The organism is Longispora albida DSM 44784 (genome assembly GCF_000379825.1).
GTDB lineage: Bacteria > Actinomycetota > Actinomycetes > Mycobacteriales > Micromonosporaceae > Longispora > Longispora albida.
On record NZ_KB903825.1, the window covers coordinates 487,312 to 510,902 of the forward strand.

Here is a 23,591-nt window from a genome sequence, read left to right on the forward strand (position 1 = left end):
CCGTCTTTCATAGCTGGCGCACAGCTGGGTCATCGGCAGGGCATAGCCTGGACCGGCAGGCTCCCAGTCATGACCTTCAACGTGGGAACAGTCATGAGAAGACCGGGCGATGGCTCACGGCTCAGATCCCGGCTCGCCCTGGCCGGGCTGCTGGCCGGCACCGCAGTCCTGTACCTGTGGGGCCTCGGCGCCTCCGGCTGGGCCAACGCCTACTACTCGGCGGCGGCCCAGGCCGGCTCGCAGTCGTGGCAGGCGTGGTTCTTCGGCTCGTTCGACGGCGGCAACGCGATCACGGTGGACAAGCCGCCCGTGGCGCTGTGGCTGATGGGCCTGTCGGTGCGGCTGTTCGGGCTGAGCTCGTGGAGCGTTCTCGTCCCGCAGGCGCTGGCCGGTGTGGCGACCGTGTGGCTGCTGTTCCTGACGGTGCGGCGCTGGTACGGCGACGGGGCCGGGCTGCTCGCCGGTGCCGTGCTCGCGCTGACGCCGGTCGCGACGCTGATGTTCCGGTTCAACAACCCGGACGCGGTGCTGGTGCTGCTGATGGTGGCCGCAGCGTACGCGACGGTCCGGGCGATCGAGCGGGCGTCAGCAGGGTGGCTCGCGCTCGCTGGCGCGTTCATCGGGTTCGGTTTCCTGGCGAAGATGCTCCAGGCGCTGCTGGTGCTGCCAGCCCTGGCCATCGCGTACCTGCTCGGCGCGCGGAAGGCCTCGTGGGGGCTGAGGATCGTGCACCTGCTCGCGGCAGGCGGGGCGATGATCGTGGCCGCCGGCTGGTGGATCGCGATCGTCGAGCTGTGGCCGGCGGAGTCGCGGCCGTACATCGGCGGCTCGCAGAACAACAGCGTGCTGGAACTCGCGCTCGGCTACAACGGGCTCGGCCGGATCACCGGCGAGGAGATCGGGAGCGTCGGCGGCGGACGCGGCTGGGGCGAGACCGGCTGGGACCGGATGTTCGCCGGCAACATCGGCGGTCAGATCGCCTGGCTGCTGCCTGCGGCCCTCGTGCTCACCATCGCAGGGATCGTGCTGACGAAACGGAAGCGCCGGGCCGGCTTCGTCCTCTGGGGTGGGTGGCTCGTGGTCACCGCCGTCGTGTTCAGCCTCATGCAGGGCATTTTTCACGAGTACTACACGGTGGCGCTGGCCCCGGCCGTCGGCGCGCTGTGCGGGATGGGCGCCGCTGTGCTGTGGCGGCTCCGGCGGTACTGGTGGGCGACGGTGCTCCTCGCCGTGACGGTACTCGGCACGGCCATCTGGTCCGCTGTGCTGCTGTCGCGCAGCCCCGACTGGCAGCCGTGGCTGCGGCCCGCCGTGATCGGCCTCGGGATCGTCGCCGTGATCGGGCTGCTGGCCGGCCTGCTGGACCAGCGCCGCGCACCGGCACCACCAGACGAGAGCGAGCCGGAGCCGGTGCGGCAGAACAAGCTGGTGCTCGTCGCGCGCCGTACCGCCCCCGTCTCCGCCACGGCTGGGTTGCTGGCCGTGCTCGCCGGGCCGGCCGCGTACGCGGTCGAGACGGCCGCGACTCCGCACACCGGGGCGATCGTGACGGCCGGGCCGCCCGTGGCCGGCGGGTTCGGCGGGCGGGGTGGCCCGATCCTGTTCATCAACTACGCTCCCGGCGGCCCCGGTGCACCCGCCGGCGGCATGGCCGCGAGGGGTGGCGGACCGCAGAACAACACTGGCGGCGGCGGGCCGCAGGTGCTCCGGCCCGGGCAGGCCGGCACGCAGCTGCCGCCGGGGGTGGAGCTGGCGCCGGGGCGGCGTACCGGCGGGCCGGGCGGCCTGCTCGGCGCGAGCACGCCCAGCCAGGCGATGCGGGACCTGCTGGGGGTCAACGCCGGGGCGTACACCTGGGTCGCGGCGACGGTGGGGTCGAACAACGCCGCCGGGTACCAGCTGGCGCTCCAGCGGCCCGTGATGCCGCTCGGCGGCTTCAACGGCAGCGACCCGGCTCCGACGCTCGCGCAGTTCCAGGAACTCGTCGCGGCAAAGAGGATCCACTACTTCCTCGGGGGCGGCGGCCCGGGCGGCGGCATGTTCTTCGACCCCAGTGGCGAGAGCGGCGCCCCGGCCCAGCCGCAGACGGGCGGACCCGAGCAGAGCGGCGGGCCGCAGCGCACGGGCGGACCACAGCAGATGGGCGGCAGCCGGGTCTCGGCGGAGATCGCGGAGTGGGTGGCCGCGAACTTCACATCGACCACAGTGGACGGTGTGCCGGTGTACGACCTGACTACCCCGACGACTACGAGGAAGTGAGCTGGCCATGATCCTCGACGTGGTGATCCCGGTGTACAACGAGGAGCGCGATCTCGGGCCGTGTGCCCGGCGGCTGCACGAGTTCCTGTCCGCCACGTTCCCCTACCCCGCCCGGATCACGATCGCCGACAACGCCAGCACCGACGGCACGCTCGCGGTCGCCGGCCGGCTCGCGGAGGAACTGCCCGGCGTGCGGGTCGTCCACCTGCGGGAGAAGGGCCGTGGCCGGGCACTCAAGGCCGGGTGGCTGGAGTCCGACGCCCAGGTACTGGCATACATGGATGTCGACCTGTCGACCGATCTGGCCGCGTTGTTCCCGCTCGTCGCCCCGCTGCTGTCGGGGCACTCCGACCTGGCGATCGGTACCCGGCTGTCGCGGGGGTCGCGGGTCGTGCGGGGGCCGAAGCGGGAGTTGCTGTCGCGCGGGTACAACCTGCTGCTGCGCGGGACGCTGGCGGCCGGGTTCTCCGACGCGCAGTGCGGGTTCAAGGCGATCAGGGCCGAGGCCGCGCGGGAGCTGCTGCCGCTCGTCGAGGACACCGGGTGGTTCTTCGACACCGAGCTGCTGGTCCTGGCCGAGCGGGCCGGGCTGCGCATCCACGAGGTGCCGGTGGACTGGGTCGACGATCCCGACAGCCGGGTCAACATCGCTGCGACGGTGAAGGCCGACCTGCTCGGCATCCTCCGGCTCGGCCGGTCGCTGGCGTCCGGCAGCCTGCCGCTGGCCCAGCTGCGGGCCAGGCTCCGGCCCGGCCAGCCGGAGAGCCTGGCCAGGCAGGTGATCCGGTTCGCGGGGGTCGGCGTGCTGAGCACCCTGGCCTACCTGGTGCTGTTCGCCCTGCTCCGGACGGTCGCACCGGCCCAGCTCGCCAACTTCCTGGCGCTGGCGGTCACGGCGGCCGGCAACACGGCGGCCAACCGGCGGGTCACCTTCGGCGTCACCGGCCGGGCCGGGCTGCTCCGGCACCATGTCCAGGGCCTGGTCGTGTTCGGGTTGTGCCTCGGGCTGACGAGCGGGGCGCTGGCCGGCCTGCACGCGATCGAGGCCGCCCCGGCCCGTGCCGCCGAACTCTCCGTGCTCGTCGGCGCGAACCTGCTCGCGACCCTGCTCCGCTTCCTGCTGCTGCGGCACTGGGTGTTCAGCGGGCGCGCGTCAGCTCCGGACGGCGCGCAGCACCACGAACTTCGGGTTGCTGGCGACCAGCTCGCAGGTGCCGAAGACGCGGCGGAGCTTGACGTGGTAGCCCAGGTGCCGGTTTCCGATCACCCATAGTTCCCCGCCGGGGCGCAGGGCACGCCGCGCTCCGGTGAACATCCGCCAGGCGATCGCGTCCGTGGTCGCCTGGTGGGTGTGGAACGGCGGGTTGTTCAGGACCAGATCAAACCCACCAGGGTGTACCGGCGGCACACCGTCACCGGCCACGAACGACGCGGCCGCCGTGCTGTGCGCGGTGAAGGTGGCCTCCGCGGAGGCGAGGGCCTGGTAGGACTCGTCGGCGAAGACGAGCTCGGCTCCCGGGTCGGCGAGCGAGGCCGCCAGGCCCACGATCCCGTTGCCGCAGCCCAGGTCCAGGACCCGGGTGTCGTGGCGGCCCCGGGGCAGGTGGTCGAGGAAGAAGCGGGTACCGATGTCGAGCTTGCCAGCGGAGAACACCCCGGCGTGGTCGGTCACGGTCAGCCCGGCGACCGGGCCGGCGTCGGCCGGCAGGCGGTAGGTCTTCGGCCACGGGTCCGGGCCGGGGTTCACACCGCCGGGGGTCGTGTGGATGAGGCGGGCCTTGCGCTCGGCCAGTGACGTCCGGGTCGGGCCGAGGATCCGCTCGAACAGCTCCAGTGTGGAGGTGTGGATCTCCTTCACCATGCCGGTACCGAGCACGACCGACCCGGCGTGCAGGGCCGGCGCGAACCGGTGCAGCTGGTCCTCCAGCAGGGCGAGGCTCTTCGGTACCCGGACGAGCAGCACGTCGATCCGCTCCGGTACCGGGTCGCGCGTGGTCCGCAGCTCGACGGCCCCGGCCGCGACGCCGTTCCTGGCGAGGTTGGCCAGGGTGGCCTGCTGGGTGAGGTACGAGTCGGTGATCTGGACGATGCCCGGGTGCCGGGGCGCGAGCGCCGTGGCCAGCGCGCCCCACCGGTCACCGGAGACGACGACGGTGCCGGTGAGCCCGGGGAGCTCCTTCAGCAGGTACTCGTCGGCGGCGTCCCAGGCGCGCAGCTGGTCGCGGGGATCGATCGGGAAACGTACCAGGTCCAAGGCGTCCATATCCCCGCTAACCTAGCCTGCCGGCTAGCCGAGCCTGAAGCCGACCGCCTGGGCGATGACGACGGCCTGCTCCGCGTTGATCAGTGCCTCCCGGACCGTGGTCACGGCGGGGTCGAGCGCCGTCAGGTCACTCCCCCGCAGGTCGGCCTTCGTGAGCTGCGCGCGGTTCAGCTGGGCTCCGGACAGGTCACAGGCGGCCAGGATGGCCCCCTCGCAGTTCGCACCGGTCAGGTCAGCCTCGCGCATCCGCACCTCACGGAACGAGGCTCCGCGCAGGTCCGCCCCGGTGAGCGTGACGAAGGACCAGTCGCCGCCCGTCACCCGCAGCGGGCGGGTCTCACAGTCGGTGAACGTCGAGCCGGTCAGCTTGCACCCGTCGAACTCGGCCTCGAAGAGGTTGCACCGCTGGAAGGTGCAGCGCAGGAACGCCGAGCCGGTGTGCCGGGACGCGTTCAGCTTCACGTTGAGGAACGTGCAGTCCTCGAACACCGCTCCGGCACTGACCGCCTCCGTCAGGTCGACGTCGGAGAACAGGCAGCCGGTGTAGGCCCGGTCGGCGAGATCCTCCCCGTACCAGTCCTCGCCGCGGAACTCCTCGTCCTCGATCGCTGCGATCGCGTCCAACCCGGCCTCCGGCGTCTCGGTGTACGGACAGCGTAGTGTGCCTGCCCGGCGCGAGCGGCCGTGACCTTCCTGTTACTCATATGTTACGCCTTACATGATCACACATAAGACAGTCCACACTAGAGTCCGAACCTGGCTCTGGAAACAGGGATCGACCGACGTAAGGAAGGACTGGTCATGACAAAGATGATCACGAAGTTCGGTGACAAGCTGCTGTCCCGCCTGCTGCCGGGCAGCACGGCCGGCGCGTGCGTGCCGGAAGCCGGCTCCTACTGCGGCTGCAAGTGCCGCAAGGAGTACGACCGGGTCGTGTGTTACCGCAACTACATGAACTGCTACGGCAGCTGCGTCTCCAACGGCGTGCGCTGCTAGTAACCACCAGGGGTGGCGCCGCCGCGAGGGTGCGGCGTCACCCCTGCCCTCCTGTGCCCGTCCATCCAGCCGCATTGTCCGGAAGGGACACTCCATGATCTCTCTGCTGTGGGCTGCCGTCCTGGTCCTGGCCGGGGCTGTGGTGCTCAACCTGGTCCTGACCTTCGCCGTCATCCGCCGCCTCCGCGAGAGCGAGGGCACGCGCAAGCCCGCCGGCGCCACCCAGGGCCCGGCCGCCGGCGATCCGGTACCGGCCTTCACCGTCACCCTGACCAGCGGCGGCACGCTGACCGACCGCGACCTGCCTGCCGGGGACGCCACCATCGTCTTCGCGCTCCCGGGCTGCGCGCCGTGCACGAAGGTCCTGGCGGCCCTGCCCGGCACCGTGCCCACGTTCGTCTTCGTCATGGGAGAGCCGGGCGACGAGGGTACCGAGGCCGTGCTGGCCAAGGTGCCGTCCTTCGCCAGCGCCGCCGTCATCGCTGACGACAGGGCTTTCGGGGTCGAGATGTTCCCGACCACGCTCCACATCACCGGCGGGCTGATCCGGAAGGTCGAGAACGGCGTACCTGCCGGGGCCGGCGTGTGAGTCCGGCCCTGAACAGGCCGATCCCGGCCGCGCTGCGCACCGGCTGGCAGGCGACCGGCCCGCGCGGGCTCGCGATCCTCGCGGCGGGCGCGGCGGTCAGCGGCCTGCCCGTGCTGACTGCCTGGGCCGGGAAGCTCCTGATCGACGGGCTGACCGGCAAGGGCGTGCCGGGCGTGGACCTCTGGCTCCTCGCTGTCGCCGCCGCGCTGCTCGGCGGGGCTGTCGCCGGTGCCGGGTTCCTGATCAGCTACCTGGCGGCCTGGATGCGGACCAGGATCAGCCTGCACGTCGAGGAGCGGCTGTACCGGACGGCCAGCCAGTACCGTGGCCTGCGTGTGCTGGAGGACCCGGACTTCCAGGACAGGTTCCGGCTGGCCGAGGAGAGCGCGCAGCACGCGCCCGGCGCGCTCGCGTCCTTCGTGCTGACCGCCGTGCGGGCGGTGCTGGGCTCGGCGGGGTTCGTGGTGCTGGTCCTGTCGGTGTGGCCCCCGATGGGCGCGCTGCTCGTACTCGCCGCCGTGCCGGCCGTGGTGGCGCAGCTGGGCCTGGCCCGGCGGTTCGCGCGGACGGCCGAGGAGACGATGACGGCCCGCCGGTCGCTGCACATGTACAAGGCGCTCCAGTCGGAGCTGGCCGGCGCGGCGGAGCACCGGCTGTTCGGGCTGGGCCCGTTGTTCCACGCCCGGATGACGCGGGCTTCGGTGGCGGTGAATGGCGCCGATCTCCGGGTACAGGGAAGGGTTGCTCTGACCCAGGGTGCGCTGGCCCTGCTGAGCGCTGTGACGCTGGCTGCCGGATCGGCGGTGGTCGTGACGCGGGCGGCTGGCGGGGAGCTGACCGCCGGTGACGTGGTCCTGTTCCTGAGCGCGGTGGCCGGGTTGCAGGCCGCTGTGGCCGGGGTTGGCGTCCAGCTCACGGAGACCGCCCAGGCTCTGCGCCTCTTCCAGCACTATCTGGCCATTGTGGACGCAGGTCCCGACCTGCCGGACGGCGAGGGCACGCCCGGGCAGCTGCGGCGCGGCATCGAGTTCCGCGACGTGTGGTTCCGCTACGACGAGGACGGCCAGTGGGTGCTGCGCGGCCTCGACCTGAGCATCCCCGCTGGCCAGGCCACCGGGCTCGCGGGCGTCAACGGCGCGGGCAAGAGCACGATCATCGGCCTGCTGTGCCGGCTCTACGACCCGCAGCGCGGCCAGATCCTCTGGGACGGCGAGGACATCCGCACGTACTCGATCAGCGAACTACGCCGCCGGATCGGCGTGACCTTCCAGGACTTCATGACCTACGACCTCACCGTCGCCGAGAACATCGGCGTCGGCGATCTCTCCCTTATGGACGATCATGGCCGGGTCGAGCGGGCAGCGGAGCTGGCTGGCGCCGCGCCGATGATCGGCAGGCTGCCGCACGGCTACCGGACGCTGCTCAGCCGGATCTTCTTCGGCGAGGGCGGCGAGACACGCGGCGTGGCGCTGTCCGGCGGGCAGCGGCAGCGGGTCGCGCTGGCCAGGTCGCTGATGCGGGACGACGCCGAGCTGCTGATCCTCGACGAGCCCAGTTCCGGGCTGGACGCGGTGAGCGAGTACGAGATCCACGAGACGCTGCGCCGGCACCGGGCCGGGCGGACCAGCCTCCTGGTCTCCCACCGGCTCAGCGCGCTCCGCGAGGCCGACCGGATCGTCGTCGTGGAGGCCGGCCGGATCACCGAGCAGGGCAGTCACTCGGCGCTGGTCGCGGCCGGCGGGCGGTACGCGGAGCTGTTCGCGCTCCAGGCTTCGGGATATGTGGAGGTGTCATGAGTTTCGCCGAGTACGCGTGCCGGGCCGCGCTTGTGGCCGTGTTCGTGCTGGCCTGTGCCGGCAAGCTCCGAGACCTGGCCGGATTCCGCGCCAGCCTCGCCGATCTGGCCTGGCTTCCTGGCGCGGCGCGGCCGGTGGTCACGGCCGCTGTGCCGCTCACGGAGGCTGCCGCCGCAGTTCTTTTGCTGGTACCTGGGACGCAGCTGGCCGGCTTCGCCCTCAGCGCACTCCTGCTCGCGGCGTTCACGGGCGTGATCGGCTGGGCGGTGCTGGGCCGGCGGCGGGTGCGGTGCGCGTGCTTCGGGCCGGTGAGCCTGCTCGGGCCGGGCGAGCTGGTCCGCAACGGCGTGCTCCTGTCCTTCGCCTTACTAGGCATCGTGTTGCCGGCCGGGGACGCCGGCCCTGCTGCCGTGGCCGGGGCGGGGCTGGGCCTGCTGGCCGGGTTCCTGATCAACCGCTGGCCGGACCTCGCGTACCTGGTGACCGGCAAGTGACCCCCTGGATTGCTGCCCTCGTCGCGCTGCTTGCCGCCGCCGCGCTGTGGTACCGGTGGCGGTACCGGGTCATCACCGTCTCCGGCGAGAGCATGGAACCGACCTATGTGGACGGTGACCGGCTCCTGGTCCGCCGGTCCCGTACCGCCGGCCGGGGTGCCGCCGTCGTCTTCGCTCCCCCGGGGCCCGGCCTGCCCGGCGACCCGCCGTGGCTGGTCAAGCGGGCCACGGCGACGGCTGGCGACCGGGTACCGGAGGAGATGACCGGCGCGGTGCGCGTCCCTGTCGTCCCGGCCGGGTACCTGGCTGTCCTCGGCGACAACCCGCGCAGCCTCGACTCCCGCCGCTTCGGCCTGGTACCGGAGTCCGCACTGCTCGGCGTCGTCGTGCGCAGGCTCGGTGATGAACGTGGGACCCCTCATGCTGCTATAGCAGCATGAGGGGTCCCACGACTCGCACCTTCGAGAGCGGAGCGCCAATGCAGTTCGTCCTGCCTGCCCCGACCGGCCCCCACCCAGTGGGCGTGACCGACGAGTACCTTGTGGACTCCAGCCGGCCGGACCCGTGGCTGCCGGAGACGCCCCGGGAGCTGATGATCAGCGTCTGGTACCCGGCGGCCGGCGTCACCGGCCTGCCTCAGGCACCGTGGATGACGGGCGCGGCCGCCGGGCCCTTCGACGAACTCGTGGCGGCCAGCGGCTTCCCCGCCGGGGCAGTCGACTGGGCCTCGCCCACCGCCGGTCACGCCGGAGCACCGAGGCTCCCCGGGGACGAGGCGCTGCCGGTGATCCTGTTCTCACCCGGGCTGGGCATGGCACGCGGTACGGCCACCGCTCTGGTGTCCGAACTGGCCAGCCACGGCTACACCGTCGTGACCGTCGACCACCCCGGAGAGGGTTCACCCGTCGCCTTCCCCGGCGGCCGGCTCCGCACCGACAACGCGCTGACGGACGAGCTGGCGGGCGATCCGGCGCGGATGGCCGGGTACATCGGAAAAGCTCTTGATGCCCGGACCGCTGACCTGTTCTTCGTCCTGGACCACCTGGGTGTGCGGACGGCCGGGGTGTTCGGGCACTCACTCGGCGGGACCACGGCCTGCGAGGCGATGGCACAGGACACCCGGTTGATCGCCGGCGCCAATCTGGACGGTCCGCTGGGCGAGTCGGCTACCAGCCCGATGCCCGCAGCGAACGTTGCCCGGCATGGCCACGACCGGCCGTTCCTGCTCCTCGGCGCGGCACTGTCCCGGCCCGACGGGGCAGGTGGCCACCGCAGCCGCAGCCACGCCCCGGACGGTGATCCGGGCTGGGCGGACTTCTGGGCACGGCACCGGGGCTGGAAACGGGATGTGACCCTGGCAGGCGCGTCCCACCACGGATTCACCGACTTCCCGGCCATCTACCGGGCGGCCGCCGAGGCACCCGGGATGCCCGCCCAGCTCTACGAACGCGTCACCGGCACGATCGACGCCAGCCGGGCAGTTGCCGTCCAGCGGGCGTGCCTGCTGGCCTTCTTCGGCGAGTTCCTGACCGCCGGGCAGGCCTGGCCGTTCGACGGCCCGGGGACGGGCTGGCCGGACCTCGTCCGGGTGCCCTGAGCACGCCCGCCCGGACGGGGCCCGCAGGACTCCGGGGCCGCCTGTAGCCTTGCCGGGTGTTCAGTCGGCTACGTTTCGTGTCTGCTCTGCTCGTGCTCCTGTCTGGCTGCACGGCCGCTGGGCCTGAATTCCGGCAGCCCGCCTCCCCTGCCGGTTCGGCTCCAGCTTCGGGTACCCCGGCGGGGCCGCGGACCGTGACGATCGTCGGCTCCGGCGACGTGCTGATCCACCCGCCCCTGTGGGAGCAGGCCGCAGCGGACGCCAAGGCCGCCGGCGGGACCGGCTACGACTTCGGCCCGATCTACGCGAGCATCGCCGACTTCGTGGCTGCGGCCGACCTGGCCACCTGTGAGCTGGAGACGCCACTGGCGAAGGCGGAGGGCCCCTTCGCCGGGTACCCGGACTTCAATGCTCCACCGCAGGTGCTCACCACCCTCAAGAAGATCGGCTACGACTCCTGCACCAACGCCAACAACCACAGCCTCGACCAGGGGTACGAGGGAGTGAAGCGCACCCTGGACCACCTGGACGCCGCGGGCCTGCGGCACACCGGTACCGCCCGCAGCGCCGAGGAGGCGAGCACTCCGCTCATCATCACCACCAGGCAGGGGGTGAGGATCGCCCAGCTCGCCTACACGTTCGGCTTCAACGGCCGCACCAAACCCGCCGGGCAGGACTGGCTGGCCAACCAGACCAGCATCCCGGCGATCCTGGCCGCCGCGGCCCGCGCGAGGAAAGCCGGTGCCGACATCGTGGTGCTGAGCATGCACTGGGGCGTCGAGTACGACCACAAGACCACGCCAGAACAGCAGACCCAGGCCAGGCAGCTGCTGGCCTCACCGGACATCGACGTGATTCTCGGCGACCACGCGCATGTGGTGCAGCCCTTCGAGAAGATCGGCGGGAAGTGGGTGGCCTACGGGATGGGCAACCAGATCGCCCGGCACTCGGAGCCGATCAACGACAACCGCGAGGGCGTGATGCCCCGCTTCACCTTCACCGAGACCGCACCCGGCCAGTGGACCCTGAGCAAGGCCGAGGCACTGCCGATCTGGATGGACATCACACCCAAGCTGCGGCTGGTGAACCTGCCAGCCGCCCTGGCCGACCCGGCGACCCCGGCAGCGAGCCGGGCCAGCTACCAGGCCGCGCACACGCGGATCTCCGGCTACCTGAACTCCCGGGGCGCCGGGCAGCAGGGCCTGATCATCCTCTGAGCTGGCGCTCGTGCCGGGGCTGGTCCTGCGCGTCGGCGGGTGGCGCGCGCCGGGCGCGACTACGGTTCGTAGCTGACTGGGCGCGATACCGCCGGGGGTCTCATGAGTTTCGTGATCGTCGCGATCCTGTGCGCTGGCGTGCTGGCGGGACCTGTCGCCAACCGGTTCGTCCGCACGCGCGACAAGGGATCCGGCTGAGGCCACGCCCAGACACCGGCTCTCTCACATCGTCTACGTTCGCGTCCTCCGCCCCGGCGACCCCGCAGGCCAGCTGATCCCGGTGACGATCGCCTGCGCGGACATCCGCCGGAATGGCAGCGGTTCGACATCGCCGCCGGCCACTGGCCGATGCTGCCGGCCCGATCGTGGTTCCGGACCCCCAGATGGTGAAGTCCTGACCTGAACTGGGACATCGAGGGCTGGAGATCGCCGGGCGGGAAAGGGCAGGGGGTTTCGCTCCAGGAGGCTGGATGGCAGGATCCCCGGTTAGCACTCTCACCTCGAGAGTGCTAACTCGAACGGGGATCAAGTCCATGATGGAGTCACTGCGGATCCGGGATTTCCGGCTCCTGCTCGGCGGGCACTTCCTCTCGGCGGTCGGCGACTGGCTGCTGATGATCGCGATCGTCTCCCACGTCTGGAGCCTCACCCACTCCCCGATGGCCGTCGGCCTGACCCTGATCGCCGAGACGGTCCCTGCGCTGGTCCTGGGCCCGGTCGCCGGGGTCTTCGCCGACCGGTGGGACCACCGGCACGTCATGATCGCCACCGACCTGCTGTGCGCTGGGACGATGGCCGCGCTGTTCCTGGTGACCAGCGCCGACTGGCTCCCGCTGCTGTACGCGGTCCTGATCGCAGAGAACTCCCTCGCCCAGTTCTTCCGCCCGGCCCGCCAGGCCCTCCTCCCGGCCCTGGTCGGCCGGGGGCCGGAGCTGACCTCCGCGAACTCGGCGAGTGCCTTCGTCTCCGGCGTCATCCGGCTCGTCGCGGCCCCGGCCGGCGGGGTGCTGTACGTCCTCGTCGGCTTCGGGCCGCTCGTCGCCATGGACCTGTCCACCTACCTCGCCTCGGCCGCGCTGCTGGCCCTGATCCGGTACCGGCAGCCGGCGGCGGTCCCTGCGCCCCGGGAGCGGGGCGCGCTGCGCCGGTTCGCCCGCGAGGCCGGGCAGGGCTGGGCGCACGTCGCCGGGACGCCGGGGTTCCGCGCGCTGTTCGCCGCCGCCGGGTTGTTCTTCCTGGGCAACGCGATGCTCACGGCGCTGCTGGTCCCGTTCACCAGCGAGGCCCTGCACGCCGACGCCCGGACCCTCGGGCTGCTCCTCGGCGCGCTCGGCGCCGGGTACGTCGCGGGGGCTCCGCTGAGCCGGTACGTCACCGAGCGGTTCGGGATCCGGCCGCTGCTGGCCGGAGCGTTCGGGTCGCTGGGCGTGGTGTTCTTGCTGGCTTTCCACGCCCGGAGCCTCGTACCGGCGCTGGTGTTCTTCGCGTTGATCGGGCCGCCGGGCGTATGCGCCCTGGTCTCGATGGACACGTTCATCCAGCGCCGGACGGCCGACGCCCTCCTCGGCCGGGTGTCGGCGGCCTACTTCACCATGCAGGCAGCCGCGACCCTGATCGGCGCGCTGGCAGGCGCCGGTCTCAGCGGGGCCGTGGGCATCGTGCCGACCCTGGACCTCGCCGCGATCCTGGTCCTGGCCTCCGCCGGCCTCGCCCTGCTGATCCGGGAATCGCGGCCGGCCCCCGCCGGAGCGGGCCTGACCTCGTGAGCGGGGCCGGGCGGAGCCTTCGTCTACAGCTCGATCGCGTTCTTGGCGCGCTCGACCGACTCCTCCGAGGCCGGGCCGGCCGGGTTCTCGGTGGCGAGGGCCTGGTTGAGCGCGACGAAGGGCCGCATCCGCTCCTCGTAGGCCGCGAGGGCCTCCTCGTGGGTGGCGCCCGCCCGGCCCAGTTCGGCCGCGAGGACGTACGCACCGGCGAGCGCCAGGCTCGTGCCCTGCCCGGACAGCGGGGACGCGCAGTAGGCGGCGTCGCCGACCAGTGTCACCCGGCCCTGCGACCAGGTGTCCATCTTCACCTGCGCCATCGCGTCGAAGTAGAAGTCCGGCGCCCCGGCCATCAGCTCCAGCAGCTTGGGGGCCTCCCAGCCGAGGCCGCCGAGCCGGTCCCGCACCGCCTGCTTCTGCCACGCGGTGTCGCGGTAGTCGTACTCGATCGGCTCGGAACCGAAGCCGAGGGTGACGCGGAGTTCGCTGTTCTCGCGCACCGGGTAGATGCCGCCACCGGTCTCCGTCGCGAAGTCCTGGAACCACACCTGCCAGTTGTCGAGCCCGAGGAAGTTCGGCGCAGGGAAGATCGCCAGGTACTTGCCGAGGTGGCTGACGAACTGCGCCTCCGGCCCGAAGGCCAGCCGCCGCACGGCCGAGTGCATCCCGTCCGCGCCGATCACCAGGTCGAACGTCCGGAACCCGCCGTGTTCGAACTGGGCGACCACCCCGTGCTCCTCCTGGCGGAGCGCGGTGATCGAGTCGCCGAAGACGTACTCGGCGTGCGCGTCCGTGGCCTTCTCGAACAGCATGGCGCCGAGGTCCTCGCGAAGCAGCTCGATGTCCTCGCTGTCGAGCCTGCCGGCGCTGAGCGTGTGCTCCTCGGAGCGGAACAGCTCGTTGCCCTGACCGTCCAGCATGGTCATGCCCCGCATCCGGGTCCGGGCGGCGCGGGCCTGCTCACCGAGGCCCATCTGGTCGATCACGTCGAGGGCCGCGCCCCGGATGTCGACGGCCTGCCCGCCGCTGCGCAGCTGCGGCGCGCGCTCGACGACGGTCACCGAGAAGCCGTTCCGCCGCAGCCAGTAGGCCAGGGCCGAACCAGCGACGCCAGCACCAGAGATCAGGACGTTCCGCATGACACAACCCTCCACAGTGGAAAAATCTTGGTTGTACGCGGCTCGCGGTATACGCCGTATGCGTTGCGCTCCCCTGCCGCTTACGGTGTCAACCGTGTCAGGAGAAGCGCGAGCGTGCCCAGACTGACCTAGTACAGTGTGGCCGGACTGTACTAGCACAGGAGAGAGGGAGGACATGCCGTCGCAGCCGCAGTACCTGGTCATCGCCGCCGAGCTGCGCCGCCGGATCACCGAGGCCGGGCTCGTGCCGGGTGCCAGGGTGCCCTCGGTCCGCAAGGTGGCCGCCGAGTGGGGCGTCGCGACGGCCACGGCGGCCAGGGCCCTCGCCGCACTGGCCCAGGAAGGGCTGATCCGCGCCGAGCCGCGCTCCGGGATGGTCGTCGCGGCACCAGCACCGAGCCCCAACCGGGCACCGTCCGCTGTGGCCGCCCGGACCTCGCCGTCCGCCCAGTACGAGCTCACGCGCGAGCGGGTCGTGCGGGCCGCCATCGAGCTGGCCGACGAGGAGGGCCTGCCGGTGCTCACGATGCGCGGCGTCGCTGCCCGGCTGGGCGTGGCGGCCATGACGCCGTACCGGTACGTGGCGGGCAAGGACGAGCTGGTCATGCTGATGGCCGACGCGGCGTTCGGCGAGCGCGGCTACCCGGCCCGGGCACCGGCCGGCTGGCGGGCCAGGGCCGAGCTGGGCGCGCGCACGCTCTGGTCGCTGTACCGGCGCCACCCGTGGCTGGCCCACCTCAGCCCGATCACCCGCCCGCTCCCGCTGCCCAGCCTCGCCGCGCACGCCGAATGGATCATCAGCGCGCTGGAGGAGGCCGGCCTCGGGCCCGCCGAGCTGTGCGACGTCCACGTGCTGCTGTTCAGCTACGTCCAGGGCATCGCGATCCACCTCGAACGCGAGGAGCAGGCCCTCGGCACCTCGGGGCTCTCCGAGGACGAGTGGATGGACAGCCAGCTCCCCGCGCTCGGCGCGATCACCGGCGGCGGCAGGTACCCGGCGTTCGGCCGGATGCTCGGCGCGCTGGCCGCCCAGGACTACGACCTGGCCCTGGACGACCTGTTCGAGCTCGGGCTGCGCTCACTGCTCGACGGGCTGTCGATCCGGTTCAGCCAGGGCTAGCGCCGGCGCAGGGCAGCCTCCGCGATCGACGGTGGCTCGTAGCCGGCGTCGGCCTTGTTCAGCGTGACGCCCGGCGGGACGATCTCGTCGATCCGGTCGAGGACGTCGCCGGACAGTTCCACGGTGTCCAGCTGGCCCTCCAGCTGCTCCAGCGTCCGGGGGCCGATGATGGCCGAGGTGACGGCCGGGTGGGCCAGGACGAAGCCGAGTGCCAGCTGGATCAGGCTCAGCCCGGCGTCCTTCGCCAGTTCCTCCAGGGCCGCGACCGCCACAGCCTTCGGCGCGTTGGCCGGCAGCGAGGCGTCGTACCTGGCCGGGAAGCGCGAGGTCGCCGCCCGGTGCGACTGGCCGAAGTTCCCCGACAGCCAGCCGCCGGCCAGCGGGCTCCACGGCAGCACCGCCAGGTCGTAGCGCTGGGCGACCGGCAGCACCTCGCGTTCGATGCCCCGGGCGAGGATCGAGTACGGCGGCTGCTCGGAGGCCGGGCGTTCCCTGCCGCGCTTCTCCGCTGCCCACTGGGCCTCGACCAGCTCGGCTCCGGAGAACGTCGACGTGCCGAAGTACCGGATCTTGCCCTGCCGGACCAGGTCGGTCAGCGCGCCGAGCGTCTCGTCGATGTCGGTGTGCGGGTCGGGCCGGTGGATCTGGTACAGGTCCACATGGTCCGTCCCCAGCCGGCGGAGGCTGTCCTCGATCGCCCGGGTGATCCACCGGCGCGAGTTGCCCCGGTGGTTCGGGTTGTCGCTCATGTGGCCGTGGACCTTGGTCGCGAGGAACACGTCGGCCCGCTTCCCTCCGGTGAGGGCCTTGGCGACGACCTGCTCGGACTCCCCGCGTGAGTACACGTCGGCGGTGTCGATCACGGTGATGCCGGCGTCGAGCGCCCGGTGGATGACCCGGACGCCCTCCGCCTCGTTCGCGAGATTGAAGTTCATGACGCCGAGGGTCAGCGGGCTGACCTGGACGCCGGTACGGCCGAAGGGTCGCACGTCACGCTCTCCGATCTGCTGGACTGCCGGGTTGCTGCCTGCCCAGCGACCATATCCGGTCCGCGGGCCGCTCATCGGGCCACGCTCACGCCTGCGGGTTCCTCGCTCACGCCGAGTTCCGTGAGCAGCCGGGCCCGGAGGGCCGCGAAGCCCGGTGTGCCGCGGTCCCGGCCGGCGGGCAGGTCCACCGGCAGGTCGAGGGCGAGGCGGCCGTTCGCTGACAGCACCAGTACCCGGCTGGCGAGCAGGATCGCCTCGTCCACGTCGTGCGTGACGAGGAAGACCGCTGGTTCGTGTTTGCCGCACAGTTCCTGGAGCAGCGCGTGCATCCTGATCCGGGTGAGGGCGTCGAGCGCGCCGAAGGGCTCGTCGAGCAGCAGCAGATCCGGTTCGCGGACCAGAGCCCTGGCCAGCGCGACCCGCTGGGCCTCCCCTCCGGACAGTGTCACCGGCCAGGCTCGCTCGTGCTGGGCCAGGCCGACCTCGCCGAGGGCGGCCCTGCCCTGTGCCGTGGCGTTGCGCAGGCCGAGGGTCACGTTGTCCAGTACCCGTTTCCACGGCAGCAGCCGGTGCTCCTGGAACACGACCGAGCGCTTGCCGGGGACCCGCAGCCGCCCCGTGTACCCGGAGTCGAGCCCGGCCATCGCCCGCAGCAGGGTGCTCTTGCCCGAGCCGCTGCGGCCGAGGAGCGCGACGAACTCGCCCGGCCCGATCGTGAGGTCGATGCCGGCCAGGACCTCGCGGCCGTCGAAGGAGCGCCGGACGTTCTCGGCGACGACGGCGCCCATCACGCGCCGCCGAATCCGTGCCGCCACGTCAGCAGGCGGCGTTCGAGGAAGCGGACCAGCACGTCGGCCCCGAGGCCGAGGACGCCGTAGATCAGCAGGCCGAGGACGATGATGTCCGTGCGGTACCAGCTCTGGGCCTGGTTCATCAGGTAGCCGATCCCGCTGGTCGCGTTCAGCTGCTCCGCGATGATCATGATGAGCCAGCTGCTGGTCAGGGCGAAGCGCAGCCCGACGAGGAAGCCGGGCACCGCGCCCGGCAGGATCACGTGCCTGATCAGCCCGGCCCGGCCGAGCCCGAAGGTCTGGCCGGACTCGACGTGCTTGGCGTCCACGCCGCGGATCGCGGCGTAGGTGTTGATGTAGACCGGGAACATCGTGCCGTAGGCGACCAGCGCGACCTTCGGCAGCTCACCGACCCCGAACCAGATGATCACCAGCGGGAGCAGGCCCAGGGTCGGCAGGGCCCGCAGGATCTGGAGGCTGGAGTCCAGCAGGTCCTCGCCGGAGCGGAACAGCCCGGCCAGGACGGCGAACAGCACGCCGGCCGCGATGCCCAGCGCCAGGCCCTGCGCGACGCGGGTCAGCGAGGCCAGCAGGTGCACGCCCAGCTCGCCGGTCTCCGCCAGCTCCCAGCCGGCCGCGAGCACCGCGCTCGGCGGGGCGAGGATCCGGCCGTCGCCGAGGAGCTGCCACAGCAGCAGGAGAAGGAGGGGGCCGCCCGCCCGGCGAACCGGGCGGGGCAGCTTGACGAGCAGCGTGCGTGGCCTGTGGATCGCCGAGGCGTCCACAAGGGGCGGCGCGGCGGCTCCGGTGGCCTGGGTGAGGGCCATCAGTCCACCAGTACTGTGTGCTTGGCCGTGAACTCCTTGCCCGCGACCAGCTCCGACTCCTGGCCGTCCGGGCCGACCGGCCGTTCGCCGGTCAGGGTGACCCGGTGCAGGGTCCGCTGGACCTCCAGGTGCTCGATGTCGCTGGGGGCCAGGTGCGCGGTCGCCCGGTTGTCCCAGAAGGCCACGGTGCCCTTCGCCCAGCGCAGCCTGACCGTGTACTCGGGCCGGGTCAGCTCCGCGTACAGCAGGTCGAGGACCGCCTTGGACTCGCGAGCCGACACGCCCACGATGTGGCTGGTGAAGCCCGGGTTGACGAACAGGCCCTTCTCTCCGGTCACCGGGTGCACGCGCACGACGGGGTGGATGGCGACGAGCAGGTTGTCCTCCACGACCTTCGAGTACTTCGAGCCCGCGGTGATCTGGTATCCCCCGCCGTACCGGTGCTCGGCCCGCAGCGTGTCCACGAACGCCTTCACCGGCTCCGACAGCCCCTCGTACGCCGCCACCAGGTTCGTCCACTGCGTGTCGCCGCCGATGTCCGGCACGACCTCGGCGCGGAGGATGGAGCCGGCCGGCGGGTTCACGGCCGCCGTCACGTCGGTGTGCCAGCCGGTGTAGTAGCTGTACCGGCGCCGGCGGCTCGCGACGCCGAACTCTGCGCCGTACTTCTTCTCGTACCGCTTCGGGTCCACGGTGTAGATCTCCGGGAAGTCCTCCGGCGGGGTGTCGTCGTGCGGGTGGGCGTAGGTCAGCTCGCCGAACTGCCGGCCGAACGCGATCTGGCTGGCGTGGTCGAGCTGCTGCCCCCGGAAGAAGATCACCTTGTACGTGTGCAGCGCGTCCCTGATGTCCTGCACGGTGTCCGTGCTGAGCGGCTGCGAGATGTCCACGTTGGAGATGTCGGCGCCGATGTGGCCGGCGACGGGCCTGACGATGATGCTCATGCTGGGTCAGCCTTTCTGGGCTGCGGCGACTGCCGCGTTGAACTCGGAGATGACCGCCTGGTCGAACTGCGGTGCGATGTCGACCTTGGCGGGGAGCTGGCCGTTCCTGGTGAACAGGTCGGCCTGGCGCTGCTGGGCTTCCGCCACGGCCGCGTCGATCGGGATGAAGGTGCTACTGCCGGATCCGGCGTAGACGAGCCGCCCGGTCGCCGGGTCCTGCTTGCGTTCCTTCACGTAGTAGGCGTCGATCCACTGCTCGGTGTTGGCCTTCACCCAGGCGTTGGCCCGGACCAGCCTGGCAGTGAGGTCCTTGAGCGCGGCCCGCCTGGCCGGGTCCTTGAGGGCCGCCTTGCTGGCCAGCCGGAAGCCGTACCCGGGAGTGACGGTCTTCCCGTTGACCAGCTCGACGGCACCGGGATGTTCCTTCAGGTACTTGACCCGGGTCTCCTCGCTGACGGTGGCCGCGTCGACCGTGCCGGACTCCAGGACGTTGCCGACGTTCTGCAACGGCACGTCGACCGGGGTGATGTCCTTCTGCGTCAGGCCCTGCTGGTCGAGCACGCGGAGCAGGAAGCCGTGGTTGGCCGTGTTCTTCGAGAAGGCGATCTTCCTGCCGCGCAGGCCGGCGACCGAGGTGATCCCGCTGCCGGGCCGCGCGACGAGCGTGTAGCCGGGCCCGTCGGTCCTGGTCACGGACACCACCGAGACCGGCAGGCCGCTGGCCTGGGCGAACATCGCCGGGGTGTCGCCCATCGTGCCGAAGTCGACAGCGCCGGCCTGGATGGCCTGGTTGACGAGCGGCCCGCTCGCGAACTGGCTGAACTCCACCTTGTACGGCAGGCCGTCCAGCTGGCCGGACAACCGCAGCGGCAGCTCGGTGCTGCGGCCCTGGTCACCGATCCGCAGGGTCACCTGGCCGGCGCTCGGATCGGCAGAGCACGCCGCCAGGGCGGGTAACACGAGAAGAATCGCAGCCAGCAGGCGGGCACGCACAACGAACCTCCACAGAGGACACACAGGGAAAGGCGGCGCTCTGCGGCGCCAGGAAAAACGAGAAGAAGGACCGCGGATCAGGCCGCGGGACAGACGCGGCAACAGGACGACGGGGCGGCCAGCGCGCCCTCACAAGTCCCGGTCCAGATCGTCATGTGACCATCCTGTCCGCCTGCCCGGGACCGCACAACATAATGCAAAAAGAAAATAATCCGGTACCGGGAACGGGGCTAACCAGCCAGCGGCCTGCGGTACACGGCGTCCAGCGCGGCCGTCACAGCCGCCATCCCGAGCACCTGGCCGGGGAAGCTGCTCGGGATCACGAGCGCCGGGCTGCGCGCGTACCGGGAGGCCTCGGCACGGATGATCGCCAGGCAGTCCGGCAGGTACATCGCGCCGGGTTCGGTGACGACGAGCAGTTCCGGGTTGATCAGGTCGAGCAGCATCCCGGCGGCCCGGCCGACCAGTGCCGCCCGCTCACGGAACAGCGCGACGGCGTCCTGCTCGCCAGCCCTGGCCCTCGCCAGCAGGGCCGGGAAGTCGCGGTCGCCGGACCGGGCGAGCAGCGCGCCCTCCTCGACCGAGGCCTGGAAGCAGCCGGCCCGGCCGCACGGGCAGGCCACGCCCGGTACGCCAAGCGGCAGGTGAGCCACCGTACCGGCTGCGGAACCGGGGCCGTGGTGCGGCTGCCCGCCGGTGAGGAAGGCCGCGTCGGCCACGTTGCCGACGAAGAGGTGCACGAGACTGCGCCGGCCACGTTCCGCGCCGAACATCTGCTCGGCCAGCGCGAGCGCGCGGGCGTGGCCGTCCACAGTGGCACCCGGTAGCAGTTCGGCGGCGGGTACGTCGCGCCAGCCGAGGACGGGGTGCTCGACGATCACGCCCCGGCCCGGGTCGACCCAGCCGCCGGTGACGAGCCCGGTCCCGAGTACGCGGTGCCCGGCGGTGAAGGCCGGCAGCCGCTCGCGGATCGCGGCGAACACGGCTGCCGGGTCGCGGTCGGCGTGCGGGTGGTGCTCCTGGGCGATGATCCGGCCCCGCAGGTCGGCCAGGGCGAGCGTGACACCCGGTACGGCGATGTGCACGCCGCAGGCGACCTGCCCGGTACCGAGGTCGACGGGCACGTGCGGCCGCCCGGCCCCGGACGGGGCGACCGGCGCGTGGCTGGCCTCCCGGAGCAGGCCACGGGCCGCGAGGTCTGTGTAGTGCCGGGTGATCGCGGCGGGACTCAGGCCGGTCAGCCGGGCGATCGTCGTGCGGGACAGCGGGCCGTGGTCGAGCACGGTACGCAGCACGTGCGCCGCCGTGTCGGCCCTGCGGGTGTCAGTCGAGCCGGGCGAAGCGGGGCGCATGGCAGTACTCCCGGGTGAGGTGTCCAAGGTCGCTGGCACTTCCCGGGGTACAGATCGCGCTGGCCGTCATGCGCCCGACTCTGGCACGGCCCCGGATCACCGGTCAACAGAAGTGACGCGGATATCCAGGAACGGCGGACCCTCTCAGGCAAGGGTCCGCCGCCGCGCGTCTCCTACGTCAGGGCCGCCTGCCGGACGCCCGAGGCGACGCCCGCTTCCCAGGCGGCGTTCAGCGCGCCTTCCTTCACCCAGAGGTAGCCGTCGGTCCGCCGGATGCCGATCCGGTCACCCTCGAGTACCAGGTCGCTGACGTCCGCAGCCATGCCCTTGTCCCAGCCGGCATTGATCGCACCCTGCTTGACCCAGACGGTGTTGTCGGGGTGGACGACACCGATCCGGTCACCGGACATCGCGAGCTGCCGTACGTTACTGTCGACGCCCTGGTCCCAGGCGGCGTTCAGCGCGCCTTCCTTCACCCACACCGTGTTGTCGGTCCGCAGGACGCCGATCCGCCAGCCCGTCACGACCACCTGCCTGACGTCCGCAGCCATCCCGGTGTCCCAGCCGGCACCCAGCCCGCCCTGCTTGACCCAGACGGTGTTGTCACGGTGCAGCACGGCGATCCGGTCGCCTGTCATCTGCAGGTCAGAGACGTTGGAGTCCATGACGGACCAGGCTGCGCTCAGGCCGCCTTCCTTGACCCGTGCCACGCCGTCGCGGTTCACGACCCCGATCCGGTTACCCCAGGCGCTGAGCCGCAGCACAGTGACGTCTGTGTACATCTCCGCCCATCCAGCACTGAGGCCACCCTCCTTGACGAGCGCCCGGCCGTCGGCGAGCAGCACGCCGATCCGGTTGCCGGCCAGGCTGACCGACACCACGCCGGTGTGCTGCGCGCCTCCCCAGCCGGCGTTGATCGCGCCTTCCTTGACGATGGCGACGCCGTTGTCGTCGACGACGCCGATCCGGCGGGCGTCGGTGAGCCCGACCGGCGTGGTGAACCCGCTGATCACCTGGCCGTTGACCGACGCGCCGGCCCTGCCTTCGCCTTCGGAGTACCTGACCAGGGAGGGGTTGCTGCTGCCGTCGCCGTAGTTGCCGTTGATGATCTGGATCCGGCCGTTGCCGTACACGGCGGTGACCAGGCCGACGTGCTGTGCCCACGAGCCGTCGGCGCTCTGGCCGAACACGACGGCGTCACCGGCCTTCGGCCCCGTGGTGTGCCAGGTGCCCCGGTCCCGCCCGTAGCGGAAGAAGCTGGAGGCTCCGGAGTCGAGGCCGCCGACCTGGAGCCCGGAGTTCTGCCAGACCCACTTGGCGAAGTCGGCGCACCAGGCGACCGGGTGCTGGCAGCTCAGGCCGTACCCCACGCCGCCGAGGCTGTTGGCCTGGCAGTACCCGCGGTTGAGGTTGGCCACGGCCAGGTCGGCGACCTGCTGGCCGGTGGCCGCGGCAGCAGGGGAGGCCAGGCCGCCCGCCAGCAGCAGAAGAGCAATGACCACTGTGGAGAGAACTCGTCTTGTCATGCCTGCAAGCTTCGATGGCCAGTGCGCTCCTGGGCAGTGGAAACGGGTTAGCGGACACCGGGTTGCCACCTGTGATCCGCGACTGGAGAATGACGATCTCCAGCACATCCGACGGGGGGGCCGATGGAACACGGCAGCAGATCTCCGCAGTGGAAGAACGACGCCACGGCACGGTTCGCCGAGGCCCTCCGCGAGCTTCGCAGGCAGTCTGGAGATCCGAGCCTGCGAGAGCTGGAACGGCGGACCCACTTCTCCCGGACGGCGCTGTCGCAGGCGGCCAGCGGGCAGAAGATGCCATCACTCCAGCTGGCGCTCGCCTATGTGACGGCCTGCGGCGGAGACCCGGCCGAGTGGACGGGCCACTGGGAACGCGCGACGGCCCAGGCCCGGCTGGCCAGGGTCCCGGACGTGATCGTCGAACGCAAGACACCGGCCAGGCCGGCCTGGCCACCGCAGGCGCTCGCCGACGGGGCCGACCCCGACCGGGCAGGCTGCTCCGAGGACGCGGTGACGGTGTGCGCCCAGCGGGTCGGCATCTCCGAGGGCCGGGTCGTCGGCCAGATCCAGCTCCGGCTGTCGCCGTGGGGGCAGGCGGTGTGGGCCAGGTTCGAGGGGACCTCCAGCCTGGACCACCTGGCAGCCAGGGCCTTCGTCGAGATCGAGCTGGGCGCGCGCCGGACCGGCCTGGGCGAAACGCACACCCTGTTCCGCGCCGAGTACGCCCACGACTACATGTGGAGTGATCTGCTGCTGGCAGGAGAGCGGCCGGTCCGGGCCGAGGCCGCCGTGTACATGGACGGGGTGCTGGTCGGCAGTGGCACGACCCAGGCGCTGAGCATCAGCTGACCGGAGTGCCGATACCCGACAGCCACATCCACGTCTTTCGATTAGCGTTCCGGCCGACCCATTGGTGGTACCTGGGGAACTCCTGAATGG

At 71.7% G+C, this 23,591-nt stretch carries 22 protein-coding genes; 12 read left to right on the plus strand and 10 right to left on the minus strand.

Features of this window, described 5'->3' with window-relative positions; all coding sequences use genetic code 11:
- The first annotated feature begins 69 nt into the window (after positions 1-69).
- Both A3G1_RS0116020 and A3G1_RS35185 read left to right on the plus strand, forming a co-directional pair.
- Complete coding sequence (locus tag A3G1_RS0116020; RefSeq protein ID WP_018350486.1) at positions 70-2,259, plus strand: ArnT family glycosyltransferase; 2,190 nt, start codon at positions 70-72, stop codon at positions 2,257-2,259.
- A gap of 7 nt (positions 2,260-2,266) precedes the next feature.
- On the plus strand, positions 2,267-3,532 hold the full coding sequence (locus A3G1_RS35185) for a bifunctional glycosyltransferase family 2/GtrA family protein (protein WP_018350487.1): 1,266 nt from the start codon (positions 2,267-2,269) through the stop codon (positions 3,530-3,532).
- Here the strand turns inward: A3G1_RS35185 and A3G1_RS39655 are convergent.
- Positions 3,413-4,522 carry a methyltransferase gene (locus tag A3G1_RS39655; protein ID WP_083936948.1) on the minus strand — a complete coding sequence of 370 codons (1,110 nt, stop codon included), beginning with the start codon at positions 4,520-4,522 and terminating at the stop codon, positions 3,413-3,415. The genes A3G1_RS35185 and A3G1_RS39655 overlap by 120 nt on opposite strands.
- A 24-nt stretch (positions 4,523-4,546) precedes the next feature.
- Positions 4,547-5,146 carry a pentapeptide repeat-containing protein gene (locus A3G1_RS0116035; RefSeq protein ID WP_018350489.1) on the minus strand — a complete coding sequence of 200 codons (600 nt, stop codon included), beginning with the start codon at positions 5,144-5,146 and terminating at the stop codon, positions 4,547-4,549.
- 177 nt (positions 5,147-5,323) lie between these two features.
- Here A3G1_RS0116035 and A3G1_RS35190 point away from each other — a divergent pair, with 177 nt between their 5' ends.
- From A3G1_RS35190 to A3G1_RS0116080, 8 genes are all read left to right on the plus strand, one after another.
- Positions 5,324-5,518, plus strand: coding sequence for a hypothetical protein (locus A3G1_RS35190; protein ID WP_018350490.1), 195 nt, complete (start codon positions 5,324-5,326; stop codon positions 5,516-5,518).
- Positions 5,519-5,612: 94 nt separating this feature from the next.
- Complete coding sequence (locus A3G1_RS0116045) at positions 5,613-6,107, plus strand: TlpA family protein disulfide reductase (RefSeq protein WP_018350491.1); 495 nt, start codon at positions 5,613-5,615, stop codon at positions 6,105-6,107.
- Entirely contained in the window at positions 6,104-7,903 is a 1,800-nt protein-coding gene (locus tag A3G1_RS0116050) for an ABC transporter ATP-binding protein (RefSeq protein ID WP_018350492.1), read from the plus strand. The genes A3G1_RS0116045 and A3G1_RS0116050 overlap by 4 nt, the downstream gene beginning before the upstream one ends.
- Positions 7,900-8,397, plus strand: a complete 498-nt coding sequence (locus tag A3G1_RS41790; protein ID WP_018350493.1) for a MauE/DoxX family redox-associated membrane protein — start codon at positions 7,900-7,902, stop codon at positions 8,395-8,397. Before A3G1_RS0116050 ends, A3G1_RS41790 begins: the two co-directional genes overlap by 4 nt.
- Positions 8,394-8,837, plus strand: coding sequence for a S26 family signal peptidase (locus A3G1_RS41795; protein ID WP_018350494.1), 444 nt, complete (start codon positions 8,394-8,396; stop codon positions 8,835-8,837). Before A3G1_RS41790 ends, A3G1_RS41795 begins: the two co-directional genes overlap by 4 nt.
- Positions 8,838-8,875: 38 nt before the next feature.
- The gene (locus A3G1_RS35200) at positions 8,876-9,994 is read left to right on the plus strand and encodes an alpha/beta fold hydrolase (protein ID WP_018350495.1); all 1,119 of its coding nucleotides are present in this window, start codon (positions 8,876-8,878) and stop codon (positions 9,992-9,994) included.
- Positions 9,995-10,071: 77 nt separating this feature from the next.
- Complete coding sequence (locus A3G1_RS0116070; protein ID WP_211216320.1) at positions 10,072-11,211, plus strand: CapA family protein; 1,140 nt, start codon at positions 10,072-10,074, stop codon at positions 11,209-11,211.
- Positions 11,212-11,744: 533 nt separating this feature from the next.
- The gene (locus A3G1_RS0116080; RefSeq protein WP_018350498.1) at positions 11,745-12,977 is read left to right on the plus strand and encodes an MFS transporter; all 1,233 of its coding nucleotides are present in this window, start codon (positions 11,745-11,747) and stop codon (positions 12,975-12,977) included.
- A gap of 23 nt (positions 12,978-13,000) precedes the next feature.
- On the opposite strand, the gene A3G1_RS0116085 is transcribed toward A3G1_RS0116080, so the two are convergent.
- Entirely contained in the window at positions 13,001-14,113 is a 1,113-nt protein-coding gene (locus A3G1_RS0116085; protein ID WP_018350499.1) for an FAD-dependent monooxygenase, read from the minus strand.
- 175 nt (positions 14,114-14,288) lie between these two features.
- Here A3G1_RS0116085 and A3G1_RS0116090 point away from each other — a divergent pair, with 175 nt between their 5' ends.
- Positions 14,289-15,233, plus strand: a complete 945-nt coding sequence (locus A3G1_RS0116090) for a TetR/AcrR family transcriptional regulator C-terminal domain-containing protein (protein WP_018350500.1) — start codon at positions 14,289-14,291, stop codon at positions 15,231-15,233.
- Here A3G1_RS0116090 and A3G1_RS0116095 read toward each other — a convergent pair.
- The 7 genes from A3G1_RS0116095 to A3G1_RS38640 all read right to left on the minus strand — a co-directional run bounded on the left by A3G1_RS0116095 (position 15,230) and on the right by A3G1_RS38640 (position 22,655).
- Entirely contained in the window at positions 15,230-16,297 is a 1,068-nt protein-coding gene (locus A3G1_RS0116095; protein WP_018350501.1) for an aldo/keto reductase, read from the minus strand. The genes A3G1_RS0116090 and A3G1_RS0116095 overlap by 4 nt on opposite strands.
- Positions 16,294-17,010, minus strand: a complete 717-nt coding sequence (locus A3G1_RS0116100) for an ATP-binding cassette domain-containing protein (RefSeq protein WP_018350502.1) — start codon at positions 17,008-17,010, stop codon at positions 16,294-16,296. Before A3G1_RS0116100 ends, A3G1_RS0116095 begins: the two co-directional genes overlap by 4 nt.
- Positions 17,010-17,840, minus strand: a complete 831-nt coding sequence (locus A3G1_RS0116105; protein WP_018350503.1) for an ABC transporter permease — start codon at positions 17,838-17,840, stop codon at positions 17,010-17,012. The genes A3G1_RS0116100 and A3G1_RS0116105 overlap by 1 nt, the downstream gene beginning before the upstream one ends.
- On the minus strand, positions 17,840-18,784 hold the full coding sequence (locus tag A3G1_RS0116110) for a TauD/TfdA dioxygenase family protein (RefSeq protein ID WP_018350504.1): 945 nt from the start codon (positions 18,782-18,784) through the stop codon (positions 17,840-17,842). Before A3G1_RS0116110 ends, A3G1_RS0116105 begins: the two co-directional genes overlap by 1 nt.
- Positions 18,785-18,790: 6 nt before the next feature.
- Positions 18,791-19,777 carry an ABC transporter substrate-binding protein gene (locus A3G1_RS35205; RefSeq protein ID WP_018350505.1) on the minus strand — a complete coding sequence of 329 codons (987 nt, stop codon included), beginning with the start codon at positions 19,775-19,777 and terminating at the stop codon, positions 18,791-18,793.
- A gap of 230 nt (positions 19,778-20,007) precedes the next feature.
- Complete coding sequence (locus A3G1_RS0116120) at positions 20,008-21,129, minus strand: ROK family transcriptional regulator (protein ID WP_018350506.1); 1,122 nt, start codon at positions 21,127-21,129, stop codon at positions 20,008-20,010.
- Positions 21,130-21,302: 173 nt separating this feature from the next.
- Positions 21,303-22,655, minus strand: coding sequence for a CHAP domain-containing protein (locus A3G1_RS38640; protein WP_169437584.1), 1,353 nt, complete (start codon positions 22,653-22,655; stop codon positions 21,303-21,305).
- 123 nt (positions 22,656-22,778) lie between these two features.
- Here A3G1_RS38640 and A3G1_RS38645 point away from each other — a divergent pair, with 123 nt between their 5' ends.
- Positions 22,779-23,501, plus strand: coding sequence for a helix-turn-helix domain-containing protein (locus A3G1_RS38645; RefSeq protein ID WP_026212186.1), 723 nt, complete (start codon positions 22,779-22,781; stop codon positions 23,499-23,501).
- Positions 23,502-23,591: the final 90 nt, after the last annotated feature.

What these genes read in the sequence shown, in the direction of transcription:
- A3G1_RS0116020 (WP_018350486.1), top strand. Translation starts at nt 70, where the DNA reads ATGACCTTCAACGTGGGAACAGTCATGAGAAGACCGGGCGATGGCTCA.
- A3G1_RS35185 (WP_018350487.1), top strand. Translation starts at nt 2,267, where the DNA reads ATGATCCTCGACGTGGTGATCCCGGTGTACAACGAGGAGCGCGATCTC.
- A3G1_RS39655 (WP_083936948.1), bottom strand. Translation starts at nt 4,522, where the DNA reads ATGGACGCCTTGGACCTGGTACGTTTCCCGATCGATCCCCGCGACCAG.
- A3G1_RS35190 (WP_018350490.1), top strand. Translation starts at nt 5,324, where the DNA reads ATGACAAAGATGATCACGAAGTTCGGTGACAAGCTGCTGTCCCGCCTG.
- A3G1_RS0116045 (WP_018350491.1), top strand. Translation starts at nt 5,613, where the DNA reads ATGATCTCTCTGCTGTGGGCTGCCGTCCTGGTCCTGGCCGGGGCTGTG.
- A3G1_RS41790 (WP_018350493.1), top strand. Translation starts at nt 7,900, where the DNA reads ATGAGTTTCGCCGAGTACGCGTGCCGGGCCGCGCTTGTGGCCGTGTTC.
- A3G1_RS35200 (WP_018350495.1), top strand. Translation starts at nt 8,876, where the DNA reads ATGCAGTTCGTCCTGCCTGCCCCGACCGGCCCCCACCCAGTGGGCGTG.
- A3G1_RS0116080 (WP_018350498.1), top strand. Translation starts at nt 11,745, where the DNA reads ATGATGGAGTCACTGCGGATCCGGGATTTCCGGCTCCTGCTCGGCGGG.
- A3G1_RS0116085 (WP_018350499.1), bottom strand. Translation starts at nt 14,113, where the DNA reads ATGCGGAACGTCCTGATCTCTGGTGCTGGCGTCGCTGGTTCGGCCCTG.
- A3G1_RS0116090 (WP_018350500.1), top strand. Translation starts at nt 14,289, where the DNA reads ATGCCGTCGCAGCCGCAGTACCTGGTCATCGCCGCCGAGCTGCGCCGC.
- A3G1_RS0116095 (WP_018350501.1), bottom strand. Translation starts at nt 16,297, where the DNA reads ATGAGCGGCCCGCGGACCGGATATGGTCGCTGGGCAGGCAGCAACCCG.
- A3G1_RS0116100 (WP_018350502.1), bottom strand. Translation starts at nt 17,010, where the DNA reads ATGGGCGCCGTCGTCGCCGAGAACGTCCGGCGCTCCTTCGACGGCCGC.
- A3G1_RS0116105 (WP_018350503.1), bottom strand. Translation starts at nt 17,840, where the DNA reads ATGGCCCTCACCCAGGCCACCGGAGCCGCCGCGCCGCCCCTTGTGGAC.
- A3G1_RS0116110 (WP_018350504.1), bottom strand. Translation starts at nt 18,784, where the DNA reads ATGAGCATCATCGTCAGGCCCGTCGCCGGCCACATCGGCGCCGACATC.
- A3G1_RS0116120 (WP_018350506.1), bottom strand. Translation starts at nt 21,129, where the DNA reads ATGCGCCCCGCTTCGCCCGGCTCGACTGACACCCGCAGGGCCGACACG.
- A3G1_RS38640 (WP_169437584.1), bottom strand. Translation starts at nt 22,655, where the DNA reads ATGACAAGACGAGTTCTCTCCACAGTGGTCATTGCTCTTCTGCTGCTG.
- A3G1_RS38645 (WP_026212186.1), top strand. Translation starts at nt 22,779, where the DNA reads ATGGAACACGGCAGCAGATCTCCGCAGTGGAAGAACGACGCCACGGCA.